Source organism: Cephaloticoccus primus, assembly GCF_001580015.1.
Lineage (GTDB): Bacteria > Verrucomicrobiota > Verrucomicrobiia > Opitutales > Opitutaceae > Cephaloticoccus > Cephaloticoccus primus.
The window spans coordinates 35,413-51,185 of sequence record NZ_LSZQ01000022.1 but is presented as its reverse complement, the minus strand read 5'-3'; the positions used below and the strand labels follow the sequence as shown (position 1 = coordinate 51,185).

13 protein-coding genes and 1 tRNA gene are annotated in these 15,773 nt (G+C 62.9%); 6 read left to right on the top strand and 8 right to left on the bottom strand.

The genetic code is table 11. From position 1 onward, the window contains the following. Window positions 1-264 precede the first annotated feature (264 nt). From AXK11_RS02725 to AXK11_RS02695, 7 genes are all read right to left on the bottom strand, one after another. Window positions 265-618 carry a type II toxin-antitoxin system RelE/ParE family toxin gene (locus AXK11_RS02725; RefSeq protein ID WP_068629093.1) on the bottom strand — a complete coding sequence of 118 codons (354 nt, stop codon included), beginning with the start codon at window positions 616-618 and terminating at the stop codon, window positions 265-267. Further along, on the bottom strand, window positions 615-953 hold the full coding sequence (locus AXK11_RS02720; protein WP_156469163.1) for a hypothetical protein: 339 nt from the start codon (window positions 951-953) through the stop codon (window positions 615-617). Before AXK11_RS02720 ends, AXK11_RS02725 begins: the two co-directional genes overlap by 4 nt. Window positions 954-1,380: 427 nt before the next feature. Beyond that, entirely contained in the window at window positions 1,381-3,009 is a 1,629-nt protein-coding gene (gene groL, locus AXK11_RS02715) for a chaperonin GroEL (RefSeq protein ID WP_068629088.1), read from the bottom strand. A gap of 71 nt (window positions 3,010-3,080) precedes the next feature. Beyond that, complete coding sequence (locus tag AXK11_RS02710; protein ID WP_068629086.1) at window positions 3,081-3,377, bottom strand: co-chaperone GroES; 297 nt, start codon at window positions 3,375-3,377, stop codon at window positions 3,081-3,083. Between the two features lie 125 nt (window positions 3,378-3,502). Then, a complete protein-coding gene (dnaK, locus tag AXK11_RS02705; RefSeq protein WP_068629084.1) occupies window positions 3,503-5,455 on the bottom strand; it encodes a molecular chaperone DnaK in 1,953 nt (650 codons plus the stop codon). A 181-nt stretch (window positions 5,456-5,636) separates the two neighbouring features. After that, on the bottom strand, window positions 5,637-9,101 hold the full coding sequence (locus AXK11_RS02700) for an autotransporter-associated beta strand repeat-containing protein (protein ID WP_197456769.1): 3,465 nt from the start codon (window positions 9,099-9,101) through the stop codon (window positions 5,637-5,639). Window positions 9,102-9,565: 464 nt separating this feature from the next. Beyond that, a tRNA-Thr gene (locus AXK11_RS02695) sits at window positions 9,566-9,638 on the bottom strand. A 212-nt stretch (window positions 9,639-9,850) separates the two neighbouring features. Between AXK11_RS02695 and queA the strand changes: the two genes are divergently transcribed. From queA to AXK11_RS02670, 5 genes are all read left to right on the top strand, one after another. Further along, window positions 9,851-11,053, top strand: a complete 1,203-nt coding sequence (gene queA / locus AXK11_RS02690) for a tRNA preQ1(34) S-adenosylmethionine ribosyltransferase-isomerase QueA (RefSeq protein ID WP_197456768.1) — start codon at window positions 9,851-9,853, stop codon at window positions 11,051-11,053. A 114-nt stretch (window positions 11,054-11,167) separates the two neighbouring features. Next, the gene (locus tag AXK11_RS02685; protein WP_068629080.1) at window positions 11,168-11,521 is read left to right on the top strand and encodes a hypothetical protein; all 354 of its coding nucleotides are present in this window, start codon (window positions 11,168-11,170) and stop codon (window positions 11,519-11,521) included. After that, complete coding sequence (locus AXK11_RS02680; protein WP_068629079.1) at window positions 11,518-12,144, top strand: YceI family protein; 627 nt, start codon at window positions 11,518-11,520, stop codon at window positions 12,142-12,144. Before AXK11_RS02685 ends, AXK11_RS02680 begins: the two co-directional genes overlap by 4 nt. 124 nt (window positions 12,145-12,268) lie before the next feature. Next, the gene (locus AXK11_RS02675; protein WP_231865732.1) at window positions 12,269-12,712 is read left to right on the top strand and encodes a tetratricopeptide repeat protein; all 444 of its coding nucleotides are present in this window, start codon (window positions 12,269-12,271) and stop codon (window positions 12,710-12,712) included. Between the two features lie 240 nt (window positions 12,713-12,952). After that, window positions 12,953-13,939, top strand: a complete 987-nt coding sequence (locus AXK11_RS02670) for an acetyl-CoA carboxylase carboxyltransferase subunit alpha (protein WP_068629075.1) — start codon at window positions 12,953-12,955, stop codon at window positions 13,937-13,939. Window positions 13,940-14,127: 188 nt separating this feature from the next. Here AXK11_RS02670 and AXK11_RS02665 read toward each other — a convergent pair whose 3' ends face one another. Continuing rightward, complete coding sequence (locus AXK11_RS02665) at window positions 14,128-15,027, bottom strand: 50S ribosomal protein L11 methyltransferase (RefSeq protein ID WP_068629073.1); 900 nt, start codon at window positions 15,025-15,027, stop codon at window positions 14,128-14,130. Between the two features lie 167 nt (window positions 15,028-15,194). Here AXK11_RS02665 and AXK11_RS02660 point away from each other — a divergent pair, with 167 nt between their 5' ends. Beyond that, the gene (locus tag AXK11_RS02660) at window positions 15,195-15,659 is read left to right on the top strand and encodes a YiiD C-terminal domain-containing protein (protein ID WP_068629071.1); all 465 of its coding nucleotides are present in this window, start codon (window positions 15,195-15,197) and stop codon (window positions 15,657-15,659) included. Window positions 15,660-15,773 lie beyond the last annotated feature (114 nt).

The following is a 15,773-nucleotide window of genomic DNA, read 5'->3' as shown; positions in this document are numbered from 1 at the left end:
CCCCCCCCCCCGAAGACGATGACTGTGGCGGACAACTGGCGAAAAATGCTCGAACAAAAATTCATGAGATCCCCAGTCGAACAGAGCGAAATAAAACCCTAAAGGAAATTGAAACCTGATCTCAACTTAGCAGTTTCGCTAATCCGCTCAGCTCAAGCCATATGAACAGCTCATTGGAGTGATGCGCAGATGCCTCCCCTTCCCTTGTGCTCGTTGGCACGCCGTCATCGAGTGGCAAAAAACGGCGGAAGATCTTCGAACGGTTTATCGCGCGAATTTCCGCCGCAGGTCCTGCCTCTCGTGCAACACACGCTCGATGATGACGACGCCTGCCTCTATACGGTAAAAGATGATGTGGCGCGGCTGGCTGACCATTCCCGTAGGGGTCCGTGCACGCTCCCGACTCAGCTGCAAATGCCAAGACCGCGCTCCACGCCCAAGCTCCGGCCAAGCCCGGCTCTCCACTCGATAGGGATTCGCCGCAATGTCGGACAGTGCTGTATTAATCAGTGCGGCATAACGGAGGCGAGCAGCCGGCCCGAATTCCTCTTCTGATGTTTCTAATATCCTCGCGATGTCAGCTTGGACGGCCGGGGAAAACGTGTAGGGGAAGCTCATGACGCATGAGCCAACGCTAGAGCCTCCCGTTTAGCTTGTGCCCGCTTGCCCGCCTCCTCGCTCAACCCGTGAATAAAAGCCCCGAGTTGATCGTGAGGAACCTCGATACCGAGCCCTGCGTCGTACTCTGCCCGCGCTACATCGATAGCCGCCTTTAGCTCGGCGAACTTATCCTCCTCGCTGGTCGTCACCGCCCACTCGTCCCACTGTGCATCACTCCAGCCTACCCGTGAGTCACTGATCTGCCGCCCCAGCGAACTACTTGAGGCAGACGAATCGGTGAGCACGGGGGCAGAAGCAGCGGCGGCGGCGTTTGCGTGGGCAGCGGGGAGCATGCTCGCAAGAGTGGACGCTCCGCCGCCCGAGTCAAAGCACCGATGCACGGAAGCGCACAGTCTTCGACCTGTTCAGTTAGCGGAGGTCGGTGACCTCTGCCGCTCACGCTCGCGCGACTTGATCAGCGAGCACATCACTCTGCCCCGCCATGCGGGGGCCGACTTTTTTGGAAAAGCTGAGCGGAGTGGGCCAACAACTACGCCTCACTATTCTTCGACTGGTTTACTTGGCGGAGGGCTCTTTCGTACATGGAGGGAGACACAAAAAAGCGGCACACCCGATTGGGTGTGCCGCGTGAGTTGTAAGTGGACCGAAGCGAGACGGCGCGCCAGCGAGCGCGCCATCCGCAGGCGGTGTGCCAAATGAAAGGAGGGCACATGGACACGGGCCAACGAGCCCGTGCCCATAAAAACGGCCTATGGCCGCTTAGTAGCCCATGTCGCCGCCGCCGGCGGGCACGGCGGGCTTTTCCTTCTCCGGAGCGTCGGTGATGATCGCCTCGGTGGTGAGGAGCAGCCCGGCAATCGACGCCGCATTTTGCAGCGCAGTGCGCGTGACCTTGGTCGGGTCGACGACACCCGCTTTGACGAGGTCTTCGAAGTCACCGGTCGCGACGTTGTAGCCGTTGTTGCCCTTGCTGGCGAGCACCTGCTGGACGACGACTGCGCCTTCGACACCCGCGTTGAAGCAGAGCTGCTTGAGCGGAGACTCGACCGCGCGGCGGACGATCTGCGCGCCGAGCTTCTCGTCGCCTTCGAGCGAGTTGATGACTGTGTCAACCGCCTTGCCGGTGCGCAGGAGTGCGACGCCACCGCCGGAGATGATGCCTTCCTCGACGGCCGCGCGGGTCGCGTGGAGGGCGTCTTCGACGCGCTGTTTCTTCTCCTTCATCTCGGACTCGGTCGCGGCGCCGACGTTGATGACGGCCACGCCACCGGCGAGCTTGGCGAGGCGCTCCTGGAGCTTCTCGCGGTCGTAGTCCGAGGTGGTCTCCTCGATCTGGTGGCGGATCTGCTTCACGCGGGCCTGGATGTCGGAGGACTTGCCCAGCCCCTCGATGATCGTGGTGTTCTCCTTGCCGACGACGATGCGCTTGGCGCGGCCGAGGTCGGTGAGCTGCACGTTCTCAAGCTTGATGCCGAGGTCTTCGGAGAGCAGGCGGCCACCGGTGAGGATGGCGATGTCTTCGAGGATGGCCTTGCGGCGGTCACCAAAGCCGGGGGCCTTTACGGCGACGACGTTGAGCGTGCCGCGGATCTTGTTGACCACGAGCGCAGCGAGGGCCTCGCCCTCGACTTCCTCGGCGATGATGAGGAGGGGCTTGCCGCTCTTGGCGGTGGTCTGGAGCAGCGGGAGGAACTCCTGAAGGTTGGAGATCTTCTTCTCGTGGATGAGGATGTAGGCGTCTTCGAGGACGGCCTCCTGCGTCTCCGCGTTGGTCGCGAAGTAGGGCGAGAGGTAGCCCTTGTCGAACTGCATGCCTTCGACGACGTCGAGGGTGGTCTCGATGGACTTGGCTTCCTCGACGGTCACGGTGCCGTCCTTACCGACTTTCTCGAGGGCCTCGGCGATGATGTTGCCGATCTCGGCATCCCAGTTTGCGGAGACGGTGGCGACCTGGCGGATTTCCTCGGAGGCGTTCACCTTTTTGGAGATCTTGGCCAGCTCGGCGACGGCGGCTTCGACGCCCTTGTCGATACCGCGCTTGAGGTAGATGGGGTTCGCCCCGGCGGTGACGTGCTTGAGGCCTTCTTTGTAGACGGCTTCGGCGAGCACGGTCGCAGTGGTGGTGCCGTCACCCGCGGCGTCGTTGGTCTTGGAGGCGACCTCCTTCACGAGCTGCGCGCCGATGTTTTCATACGGATCGGCCAGCTCGATTTCCTTGGCGACGGTGACGCCGTCCTTGGTGACGGCGGGCGAGCCGAATTTCTTGTCGATGACGACGTTGCGGCCTTTGGGGCCGAGCGTGACCTTGACGGCCTTGGAGAGGAGCTCGACGCCGTGCAGGACTTTCTGCCGCGCGGCTTCGTCGAAGAGGAGTTGTTTAGCTGCCATAATTTTTAAGGGACTATATGTGGGTTGTTGATCTGTAGAGAGGCTCAGGGAAGTGCCCGGGCGCGGGAGCCTCAGGCGACGACGCCGAGGATGTCGTCCTCGCGCACGATCGTGAACTTCTGGTCGTCGATCTTCACTTCGGTGCCGCCGTATTTGGAGATCAGCACCTTGTCGCCGACCTTGACCTCGAAGGGCACGTTCTTGCCCTGCTCGTCTTTCTTGCCGGTGCCCAAGGCGATGACCGTAGCCTCCTGGGGCTTTTCCTTGGCGGAGTCGGGGATGATGATCCCGCCGCGCACTTGTTCCTTCTCCTCGATGTGCTGCACGAGCACGCGATCACCGATGGGTTTGATACTTACTTTAGCCATATATATGTGTGGGTTTTGTGGATTAGATTTTCCAGGTAGGGTTTAAGGCTGCGCAAGGGAGGGCGCCCCGGATGGGGCAGCGGGGGCCTCCCGCACGCAAAAGGGTTAATGGGCGAAGCAGGGGCTCACTTCTTGTCCTTGTCTTCGTCGACGACTTCGAAGTCCGCATCGACGACGTCGGCGGGCTTTTCGGTGCGCTTGCCGGAGTCGCCACCAGCAGCAGTGCCCGCGCCTGCGGCGTCACCCGCCGCACCGGCCTGGGCAGCCTGTGCGGCTTCCTGGGCTTGGGCGTAGAGCTCGGCACCGACTTTGGAGAGGGATTCGAGCGCGGACTTCATTTGCTCGGCGTCGTTGGATTCGAGCGCCTTTTTCGCATCGGCCAGCGCGGTCTCGATCGGCGTCTTCTTGTCGGCAGGGAGTTTGTCACCCGCCTCCGAGAGTGTCTTTTCGAGTTGGTAGATGGAGCTGTCGAGCTGGTTGCGGGTCTCGACGGCTTCCTTGCGCTTTTTGTCTTCCTCGGCGTGGAGCTCGGCTTCCTTGGTCATCCGCTCGACCTCTTCTTGCGAGAGGCCCGAGGAGCCCTGGACGGTGATCTTCTGATCCTTACCGGTGCCCAGATCCTTGGCGGAAACGTGGAGGATGCCGTTGGCATCGATATCGAAGGTGACCTCGATCTGCGGCGTGCCGCGCGGCGCGGGCGGGATGCCGTCGAGCTTGAAAGTGCCCAGCGTTTTGTTGTCGCGGGCCATCGGGCGCTCGCCCTGGAGGACGACGATCTCGACCGAAGGCTGGTTGTCGCTGTAGGTCGAGAAGACCTGAGTCTTCTTGGAAGGGATAGTGGTGTTGCGTGGGATCATCGGCGTGGCGACGTCGCCCGCGGTCATGATGCCGAGGGTGAGCGGCGTCACGTCGAGCAAGAGCACGTCGCGCACGTCGCCCTTGAGCACGCCGCCCTGGACGGCTGCGCCGATGGCGACGACTTCGTCGGGGTTCACGCCTTGGTGCGGGGTCTTGCCCGCGAGGGATTTGGCGATCTCGACGACCTTGGGCATGCGTGTCATGCCGCCGACGAGTACGAGCTCATCGATGCTTGAGGAGCTAAGTTCCGCGTCCTTCAGGCAATTCTGGAAAGGCGGGCGGCAGCGCTCAAAAAGCGTGTCGCAGACTTGCTCCATCTTCGCGCGGGTGAGCTGCACGTTGAGGTGCTTCGGGCCCGTCGCGTCTGCGGTGATGAAGGGCAAGTTGATGTCCACCGACTGCGCGGAGGAGAGGGCGATCTTCGCCTTTTCGGCCTCTTCCTTGAGCCGCTGGAGGGCCATCGGGTCCTGGCGCAGGTCGATCCCGTTTTCTTTGCGAAACTCTTCGACCAGCCAGTTGATCAAGGCGTCGTCCCAGTTGTCGCCGCCGAGGTGCGTGTCGCCGTTGGTCGCCTTGACCTCGAAAACGCCGTCGCCGATTTCGAGCACCGACATGTCGAAGGTGCCGCCGCCCAAGTCGAACACGGCGATTTTTTCGTCCTTCTTTTTGTCGAGGCCGTAGGCGAGCGACGCGGCGGTCGGCTCGTTGATGATCCGCTGGACATCGAGGCCCGCGATCTTGCCCGCGTCCTTGGTCGCCTGGCGCTGCGAGTCGTTGAAGTAAGCCGGGACGGTGATGACCGCCTGCGTGATTTTCTCGCCCAGGTACGCCTCCGCATCGGCCTTCAGTTTGGCGAGCAGGAAGGCAGAGATTTGCTGCGGCGCGAAAGTCTCGGTCTTGTCGCCGACCTGCACCTCAATCGCCGCGTCGCCGTTTTTGCCTGCGACGACCTTGTAGGGCAGCGTCTTCACCTCCTCGGAGACCTCGGCAAACTTGCGCCCGATGAGGCGCTTGGCCGAGAAAATCGTGTTGCGCGGGTTGGTCACCGCCTGGCGCTTGGCGGCTTGGCCCACGAGGCGCTCGCCGTTTTTGGTGAAAGCCACAATGGAAGGCGTCGTGCGCGCGCCCTCTGCGTTGGGGATGACGACCGGCTCGCCACCCTCCATGACGGCCATGCACGAATTTGTCGTTCCTAGATCAATACCTAAAATTCTGCTCATGCTGCCCCTTGGAGCAGCTCCCGTGCCAAGCGCTTAAAAAAAACGTAACTGATTTTAAATAAACTAGTTAATTTAAATAGCGACTACCATCCCAGCCGCCAACGCTTCGCCCTTCTCGCGCAAATACCGGCACATCAGCGCCAACCTGTCCCACCCCTGACACACCCCGCCACTCTCCCCACTAAAAGTGGCTGCGGCTCGGTTTGCGCAAACGGCGCCTGTGCCAGAGGGCGAGGACGAGCGCGGCGGCGCCGAGGATTGTGCCGTAGGTGGCGGGTTCGGGGACGGGGGTGATTTGCCAATGAGTATCGTCGAAGGGGATCCAGCGCGCATCGCCGTAGCCGTCGAAATTAATCTGCGAGAGGATCGCAGGGATCAGCGTTTCGTTACCGCTGCGGCGCACGAGCAGGTAATCGGCAAACTCCACCCAGCGGCGAATGATCAACCGCGAGATGTCATCTGCAAAGGTGAGGTGATTCAGGATCAGGTAATTCGCCTTCCCGATTTCCCCGCCGGAAAAGTCGAGGACACCGCGGCCCTCAATGTGCAGGGTATCGAAGGCTTCGCGCACTCCGGGCGAGTTGGGACCGTTGTTGAACTGCAAAATGCCTTCGTGGACGTGCTGCGATCCGGAGGGGTGCCGAGGCTGCACGCCGCGCAGGGTGACCTTGGCGGTGTCAGCGATTTGGTGGCTATTGAAGAGCAGCAGCGTGTCGCGCCCCTTAAAATCACCGACGACAATGTCGCCCGCGATGGCGGTCACGCCGTGGTCTTTTTGGAGCGAGAGGATGCCTTCGTTCACATAAGTCGTGCCCGTGTAGGTATTGGCGTCCGGCCCGTGAAGAGCCAGGGCACCCGGGCCGCTCTTCACAAAACCTGCGCTGCCAAAGATCGCCGCGCTGAGGTTGAACTGTGAGTTGGCGATGTGGACATAGAGGTTGTCCGCAGCAGTCGTCAGCCGGCCGAGCACGAGCTTGCCGCTTTGGCCATTGGGCGCGGTGGCAACGAAGCCGCCCGAGGTGATGTTGAGCGCCGTATTATTATCCACGAGGTCAACGACCCAACTATCCTCAAAACGCAGCGAGTTGATGGTAAGGGTGCCATTCACAGTCCGCGCGGTATTGATCGACACGTTGTGATCAGGAGCCCAAGTCGAGGGAGCGCCTGTCCAATAATCGTTGTAGGGGACCAGTGCGCCGTCGCTCGTCACTGTCGCCCACTGCGAGCCGTTGACCGTGGCGTAGGGCAAGATGCCGCCGCTCAAGGCGGGGGCAGCGCTAAACCATAACCGCGGGCCAGTGCTCCCACCACCATAGGTGCCGGTGCCCGCCGAGTTGGTGAAATTAATCGTCGAAGACGCGTCGATACGCTTCAGCGAAGCCAGCGTGAGGGTGGCCACATTGCCATTGTTAACGACGTCGATCGTGTTTGCCCCGCCGGCCAGCGTGAGCGCACCGAGCGTCTCCGAAGAGTCGTAAATCACAGAGCCGAGGAAGCGCAGCGTGCCCGCGCTCAGGGTAATCGGTGCATCGTTCTTGACGCGGTCGGCCCTATCTTGTCCGCCAGTGGCCGAGTCGTGCGTGCCGCTATTGTCGAGGGTGACACGGCCCGCGCGGCCAATCCGCAGCTCGCTGATGTTTGCCAAGGAGCCGTCCTCGTTTAGTCGAAGCTCGGCGCCCTCGACCGTCACCGAGCCTTCGAGGTCGGGGTTTTCCACCGCCATGTCGAGCCGCCCGTCACCGGTGAGCCGCAGGCTGCCGTTGGAGAGCGGCTGAGTAACCTTCACCTCCGCCCGAACGGCAGCCTCCACTCCCATAACGCGCGAATCGGCCGTGCGGATCGTGCGCTCGCCGCCCGCGAAATCGAGCTTCGTATCCCAAATGTGGGTCACAGCACTGCCATGCGCGCCGATGATCAGCATATTATCGAGCCCTACAAAATATTGCTGCCCCCAAGTGACTTTGTCCTGCGAGCCGTTGAGGCGAATGGTACCGGTAAGGCCGCCAAAGTGTGCGAGCCCGCCGTCCTTTCCCGCCATCCACTGCACCTGCCCCGCACCCACACCGAGCATCACCGTGTCGCCCTCAAGTCCGAAGGTGCCGCCGCCGAGTTGGAAGTTGGTCAACACGTTATAAGACGAGATCGGCCTTTCCAAAGATCCCTCCAGGATTTCCGTCGGGCCACTATAGTTGAGGTGGCCACTGATTATGAGGCGGCCCGTGCCTGTTTTGATAAGGCCGCCGTTGGTCAACTCGCCGCCCAAAAGCAGGCCTGCAACTGTTTCGCGGTGCACCCAGATCTCGCGCTGGCCGCCAGCTAGGTCGATCGGGTTGTGAAAGCTCACCAGCCCGCCTGTGCCCTCCGCACCAAACATCAGCACGCTGCCTATCGGGACGAAGCCGCTCTTCCCCCAAGTCACTTTGCCGCGTACTACCCCATCTTCATTCGTCAACTCCACGTAACCCGGGTTGCCAAACTCGGCCCTCGAAAAGCCCCCGCTGCCCGTCCACTGGATCTGGCCGGGGCCAGTGCCGAGCTTACGCTCAAAATTCCGAAACTTGCCCGAGGAGCTCATATCGCTGTTAAACGCCAGCACGCCCCCATCAAGGATGAGGTTCGTGCCCACATCGGTATTTCCAAAGCCGCCCTGGAGCGCCGCCTCGCTCGCGATCCACAGGCCGCCCTCCTTGATGATCGTCGCACCCGTGTACGAGTTGCCCGTGTTACTCAGCCTCACGATTCCGCGTCCGACCTTGATAAACGAACCGCTGCCGCTCACCACGCCAGCGAGCGTCAGCCGGTTCACCCGCGCGCCGACCGAGGCATCCCCCAGCAACACCACATCCCCCGCGAACGTGTTGTTCCCCCCGTCGCTGTAGAGCGCGCCGACGTGGCCCTCGCCATGGCGCCACACGCCCAAGCCCGCGATCTCGATGGTCTTGGCACTCTCATAGTTCACCGAAGGGCCAAGGGCGCCCCAATTAAGCTGGCGAAAGGCGAGCGTCGCGCCCGCAGCCACCTGTGTCGCCAGCGTACTACTGCCTAGCGCACCATCGGCGCTTGCTACTGCCATTCCTGAATCAACGTGCACCGTCCCCGCCCAGCCCGCGCTCGTGTTGGCAAACACCACGTGACCCGTGCTCGTGTTGACGCGGAGCTCGCCGCCTCCCCCAAAAGCACCCGAAAAGCGCATCGGCCCCGGCCCCTCAAGCAGAAGCGTATGCCCACTCAAGCCGAACGTGCCGTTAAAACGCAGCCCGCCCAGATTCTCGTTAAAAACCCTGAACACGTGACTCGGGGCACTGGAGCTCAGGTTGACCGCCGACTCAAAGGTCACCTCGCTGTGGACACCCGCCACGCTACGCACCGTGATCAGGCGCCCGCCATCGTCCAGCCCTTCGCCGAGCAAAAAAGGCGAGCCCGAGAGCACGTAGTCGAAGCCCGAGTCAAACCACAGCGAGCGCAGCGAAAGGTCGCTCACATTGTTCGTCACCGCTTGGGTACTCCAAGGCTCCCCGCTCGGCGCATTGCCAAACAGCACATCGGCCCCAGCTGGCGGCAGCGCAGAGCCCTGCCAATTATCCGCGCTGCCCCAGTCACTATCCGCAGCCGCCCCGCTCCACTCTACGGTCCCTGCCGGAGGCAAGATCTGCGCAATAGCAGTTGTCGCTCCCGCCATACCAAGCAATAAGAGGGCGGCAAGAATCCCAACTGATCGATTCACTCTAACATTTAAATTGCATATACTTACGCAGTTCATGGGTACACCGGCGAAGGAGGAACAGGTTTCACACATGGGGTAAATTAAGTAGAATCAGGTAGTGGGGCTCTGTCCCTAGCAAAAACCATGCATATATTGCCCTCAAGGCATAATTCAGCTACCCGCGCTCAATCGGTCCCCTTCAACAGGTAGTATTATCGAAATCGCTCGGCATACGCACCGTCCGCCTCTCCCCCGAACCCCAAACAGCCCCCCAGAAACGGCAGTCAGGCATAACGCTGCACCAACATCACGCGCCCTCGCGGAAAAACGGCCATCCGATCCCGGCTTTAGCCCTCACACAGAAGAAGGGCAGCCCACCTAGGCCTCCCCTGCTCGACATCCACGTGAGCCGAGCATCGGACTCGAACCGACGACCCACGCTTTACGAAAGCGTTGCTCTACCAACTGAGCTAGCTCGGCGTCTCACGGCCCCGATTCAAATCGGGGAGCCGCCGAAGAAACTCGCCGCCACTCACACCGCAAGCCTTCATTTGCCGCGCCCACGCGCTCCCTCCCGCCCGCTCCAGCAGCGACGGGACTCACCAACCAACCCAGAACCGCAAAGCCGGCGCGGCCCGATAAGGCCGCGCAAAAAAAGGAGTCGAAGACTCCCGCACCTCGCCACCACTTCTGTGACCGCCGACACTCCCGCCCCTCCCGCCTACACCACGCCACCGCTGCCGACTGAGTGCTTCGACTACGCGCTGCCCGAGGAGCTCATCGCGCAAACGCCGAGCGCGCGGCGCGACGGCTCGCGGCTCCTCGTCGTTGATCGCACGGCGCACACGATCGCCCACCACCACTTTGCCGAGCTCCCCGAGTTTCTCCGCGCGGGCGACACCCTGTTTCGCAACAACGCCGCCGTCTTCCCTGCCCGACTCCGCGCCCTGCGCCCCAGCGGCGGCCAGGTCGAGTGCTTCTTGCTGCGGCCTCACGAGAGCGGCGAAAATTCCACCCTGTGGCTCTGCCTTTTAAAACCCGGCAAGCGCCTCCCCATCGGCGCGACTTTTGCCCACGCGAGCGGCGCCTTCAGTGCCGAAGTCGTCGCCAGAGAACCCGACCGCACGGCAATCGTCCGCTTCCGCATCCCCTCGGGAGCGAGCGTCCCCGAGCTCGCGCGCCGGCTCGGTGCCGTGCCGCTACCGCCCTACATCCGCCGCGAATATGCGTGCAAGGCGTACGACACCGCAGCGACAAATGAAGCACCTATGCGACCCAACGAGGCTGCGCACACAGAAAAGGTCGAAGACCTTGCGCGCTATCAGACCGTTTACGCCGATGAAGCCCGCCCTGTCGCTGTCGCTGCGCCCACGGCCGGGCTGCACTTCACCCCCGAGCTTCTCGCGCAAATCACTGCGCGCGGCGTTGCGCTCGCCGATCTCACCCTGCACGTCGGTCTGGGCACCTTTCGCCCGATCACGACCGATACGATCAACGCGCACCAGATCCACCACGAGCGCTACGAGATCCCCGCGCCGACGCTCGAAAAACTGCGCCACGGCACAGGCCGCCGGATCGCCGTCGGCACCACCAGCCTGCGCAGCATCGAGCACTACCTGCGCCAAAAACAATGCACGGCGGCCGACACTCGCCCTGAGACCGCCGAGCACAGCAGCGAGGCCGATCTCTTCATCTACCCGCCCGCGACCTTTCGCGGAGTCGATGCACTGCTCACCAACTTCCACCAGCCGCGCTCAACACTCCTGTGCCTCGTCGCCGCCTTTCTCGCCCCCGGCTCGACCGACGGGATCGCCTGGCTCCACGAAATCTATGCCGAGGCCATCGCACGCCGCTACCGTTTCTTCAGCTACGGCGACGCCATGCTGATTCTTTAAACCTGCGCCGCGCAGCCCACGTCACTTCCGCCGAATTCGCCGAAAAATCGACCGCCCGCATTTGCATCCACCACGTTGCACACTATCTACCGCGCCCTCGCCATCTCAGAGCCTATGCCCGCCAACGAATCCCCCGCAGCCGCCGACGCCGCCGACTCCGCGCCTGCCGCACACAGCTCCGCCGCACCCCGCGCCACCACGCATCCGATCCGGCTCGCCCTGCGGCTCATTGCGGCCTTCGTCTTTGTCTTCGGCCTCGTCTACTGGGCGGGCAAAGGCGCACACACCGGCTGGAGCATGAACCGCGTGCCCGTCACCCAAGTCGACGAAATCACCGAAATCGAGTTCACCACTTACGAAGAGCGCTTCGTCCCGGGCATCGAATGGCTCGGCGGCGCGATGGCCCTCGGCGTACTCAGCTTCGGCCTCTCCTTCTTTTTCCGTCCTAAAGAAAACCCAGAAGTATGAAAAAAAGTCATCTCCTCGCCTCCCTCCTCCTCGCAGGCAGCATGCTCAGTGCCGCAACGGCCGCGCCGCTCGCCTTCGACTTCACTGATCCCAAGGGAGTCAACGCCGTGCGCTTCCACCTCGACTCGCTCCTTGAGCCGATCAGCGGCAACGCCAACGGCGTCTCCGGCACCGTGAGCTACGACCCCGCCAACCCACGCGCCACCACGGGCAAGATCGTCGTCGCAGCGGGCTCGGCTGTCGTCTCCAACTCGGTGATGACCGACCACATGCTCGGCGAGCAGTGGCTCGACGCCGCCAATCACCCCGAGATCGTCTTCGAGTTGACCGGCCTCAGCGACGTCAAAACCGAGGGCAACAACACCACCGCGACCGCTACGGGTAAGTTCACCCTCAAGGGCATCACCCGCGAAATCTCCGTGCCCGTGCGCCTCTCGTACCTCCCCGGCGCCTTCGGCAAACGCATCAACAAGCCCGAAGTCCCCGGCGACCTGCTCGTCATCCGCGGCGAGTTCTCCATCCAGCGCGCCGACTACGGCATCAAGCCCGGCCAGAACGAAGATAAGGTAAACCCCGAGATCGCCCTCTCGCTCGCCATCGTCGGCAGCCCCGCAAAAGGCTGAGCCTGCCGTAAACGGCAAACCTAGCTTCGACTCTCGCTCTCCAATTGGGGCGCATCCATTTTTCGGATGCGCCCCAATTATTTCGCCCCCACGCTGAAGCCGTTTAACCAATCTGCCCTAAAACGTGAGCATACCAAATACAGGAGAAGAGCCGACGACGCCCACCCCCGGTACCGAAGGGCCACCAACGAGTAGCCCGGCAGCACGTGCCCAGACACCGAAGGAAGACTGCAACTCCCTTCAGGCCCTGATCGACGACGCCACCTTCGACTACACGATGGGCGACGCCGCTACGGCACTCGCCAAACTCCACGCCGCTGTCGAAACCGCACCCGAAAGCTTCCCACTCTGGCACACCCTCGCCGAAATCCACCTCGGCGCCGCACAGCTCGACGAAGCCCTTTCCGCCGCCCAACGCGCCCACGCACTGCGCCCCGACGAGCTCCTCATCAACACCACGCTCTCCCGCATCCACGTAGCCCGCGGCGACCAAGCCGCTGCCGAGAAATTCGGCGCTCAAGCGAAAATCCTCGGCTGGAAAGAGCAGCTCAAAGAAGGGCAACCCTAGCCACAACGCGTGGTGGCGACACTGACGAGCCGCCAGCAAGCGGCTCGCGAAATAAGTGGGGCGCTTCCACTACACGTGGGGAGGGGGGAAGCAGAGAGGCCCTGCGCTCATCAGGATCCTCAACTCTTTTATCGGGCGGGCTGATTTATTGGGCGGGCTGATTGGCCGCGGCTAATACAAAGGTTGCGCGGGCGGCCTGCTTCCGATGCGCTCGGCCTCCCCTTCCCTCTGCACACACACATGGAACCGTCGGCCTACGTCCTGGAATTTGAAAAACCGCTGCGCGACCTCGCGCTTCAGCTCGGCGCGCTCCAGCAGCAATCACTGGAGACCAAGCTCGACCTCAAACCCGAGATCGCCGCCATCGAAAAGAAAATCGAGCAAACCCAGCGCGAGATCTACAGCAACCTCAGCCCCTGGCAGCGCGTCCAGATCGCCCGCCACCCCAAGCGCCCCTACGCCCTCGACTACGTCTCCCAACTCTGCGAAGACTTTGTCGAGCTGCACGGCGACCGGCAGTTTCGCGACGACCGCGCCCTCATCGGCGGCACCGCCTTCTTCAACGGCCAGGCCGTCATGATCATCGCCCAGCAAAAAGGCCGCGACACGAAGGAGAAAATCGCGCGCAACTTCGGCATGCCCCAGCCCGAAGGCTACCGAAAGGCCAACCGCCTCATGAAAATGGCCGAGAAGTTCGGGCTGCCCATCCTCTCCTTTATCGACACCCCGGGCGCGTACCCCGGCATCGGCTCCGAAGAGCGACACGTCTCCGAAGCCATCGCCGTAAACCTGCGCGACATGGCGCTGCTGCGCGTGCCCAGCATCGCCGTCGTCGTCGGCGAAGGCGGCTCCGGCGGCGCACTCGGCATCGGCGTGACCGACCGCGTCCTCACTTTTGAGAACAGCTACTACTCGGTGATCTCGCCCGAAGGCTGCGCCGCGATTCTGTGGAAAGACGGCGCCGCCGCCCCCCAGGCCGCCGAAGCACTCCGGCTCAACGCCGCCACACTCGAAAACCTGGGCGTCGTCGAAGAAGTCATCTCCGAGCCCACTGGCGGCGCCCACTACGACCCGCAAGCCGCGGGCGAAGCCCTCGGCCGCAGCCTCAAAAAACACCTGCGCGAGCTCAACAAACTGAGCATCGAGGAACTCCTCGAAAACCGCTACACCCGCTACCGCAAGCTTGGCGTCTTCGAAGAACCCAGCCCCGCACAAACCGCGCCATAAAAAACACGGCGGAGACCGCACCGAGTGAGCCGTCAGCTCATGACTCGTGAAACAGTCGAGCTGCCCGTCCTGCCGAAAAGTCGGCAGCCCACTTTTTGTGTGGGCTGCAACTAGCACCCTGACCAACGGATAGCCGCGCGCCCAGGCGGGGCGCTTCAGTTATTTGCCCCCCCAAGGGGCTTTTCCGCTCAAGCGGGGCGGGTGCAGGTGATGTCGCACCATTCGCCCAGTGTGTGGCTTTCGGCGAAGTGCCAGTCGGGGGCGGCGCGGCGGAAGGCCTCACTCACGGCTTTGCCCTCGCTGGTGAGGATGCCGCTCAAGACGAGCGTCCCGCCGGGGGCGACTGCGGCGACGAGTGGGGCGGCAAACTCGATCAGCACCGGCGCCAGGATGTTGGCGAGGACGAGCTCGGCCTGCCGCCCGGCGAGGCCCGAAACGAGATCGCCCACAAAAAACTCCACGGCGCCGGACAGTCCGTTGAGCGCGGCGTTTTCCTCGCTCACGCGCACGGCTTCGGGGTCGTTGTCAAAGCCCACAACTGGCCCCAGACCAAGCTTTGCCGCCGAGAGCGCCAGAATCCCCGAGCCGCAGCCGGCGTCGATCACGCGCAGGCCGCGCGGTGACTCGCCGCCCGCCGCTGCGCGCGCGGCGAGCTCGACCAGGCGCTCCACGCAAAGGCGGGTCGTCTCGTGGTTGCCCGTGCCAAAGGCGAGGCCCGGGTCGAGCCACAGCACTTCGTGTCCTTCGGGAAGGACAAACGCGTCTTGCTCCCAGATTGGGGCCCAGTGCAGGCGGCCAAATTGCCAAGCGCGAAAATGCGCCCGATAGCTTTCGCGCCACTCCGGCTCGGCGAGCTGGCGCAACGCGGGTTGCACCTCAGCCGCGGCGAGCGCGGAGCAAGCCTCTCGCAACTGCTCCCATGCGCGCCAAGCCTCTGCCTCGCTCTCAAAAACTGCGACCAGGGCCGCTGTGTGCGCCAGTGCGTCTTCGACGATGTTCCAGCCGAGGAGCTCGGCGGCTTGTATTGCTCCGTCGATTTCCTCGACCGCTTCGGGGGCGACCTCCGCGCGTAGTTCGTATAAAATCATGTGGCGGCGAGCAAAGGGGCGAGCTGCGGCACTTCGAGCGTTTTGTTGAAAAGCGGGCGCCGACTACCGAGCCGGGTTTCCCTCTGCCCAAAAGTGTCGCGGGCTCCTGTTGACGGATGGAAAAACTTTCCCAAATTCGGCGCCCAGCTCCGCCCCCAACCGCCGCCATGAAGTCGCTCAAAGTCCCGGCCTTTCAGCTCTTTCTTCACGAGATGATCCCCCTCGCGAAAATGATGGGGGTAGGCGTGGAGGTGAGCGACGACCACGCGCTCGTCCTGAAAGCCCCCAAGGAGCAGAACAAAAATCCGCTCGGGACGGCCTTTGGCGGCAGCCTCGTCTCGCTCGCCACACTCGCGGGCTACGGCGTCGTGTGGGAGTTGATGAAGGGGAAAAACAACTCCGAGTGGCGCATCGTCGTAAAGGAAAGCCGCGTCGCCTATCGGCGCCCCGTGCTGGGCGACCTGCGCGCGATCTGCGAGCGCCCCGCCCAGGCAGCAATCGCCGAGTTTAAGGACGCGCTCTCCCGCTACGGCAAAGCCAAGCTCAAGCTGCACGCCCGCGTGATCGAGGAAGGCCAGACGGCAGTCGACGTCCGCGCCGCCTTCGTCGTCACCAAAGCCGCCACCGCGTAGCAGCGCACTGCGCAATGGGTACCTCGCACCAATGGTTCGGGAGCGCGTTTTATGGATGGCTTTCCCAGCCACTCCCACGCACGGGAGGCAGGCTTACACCGCAGCTAAACTGGG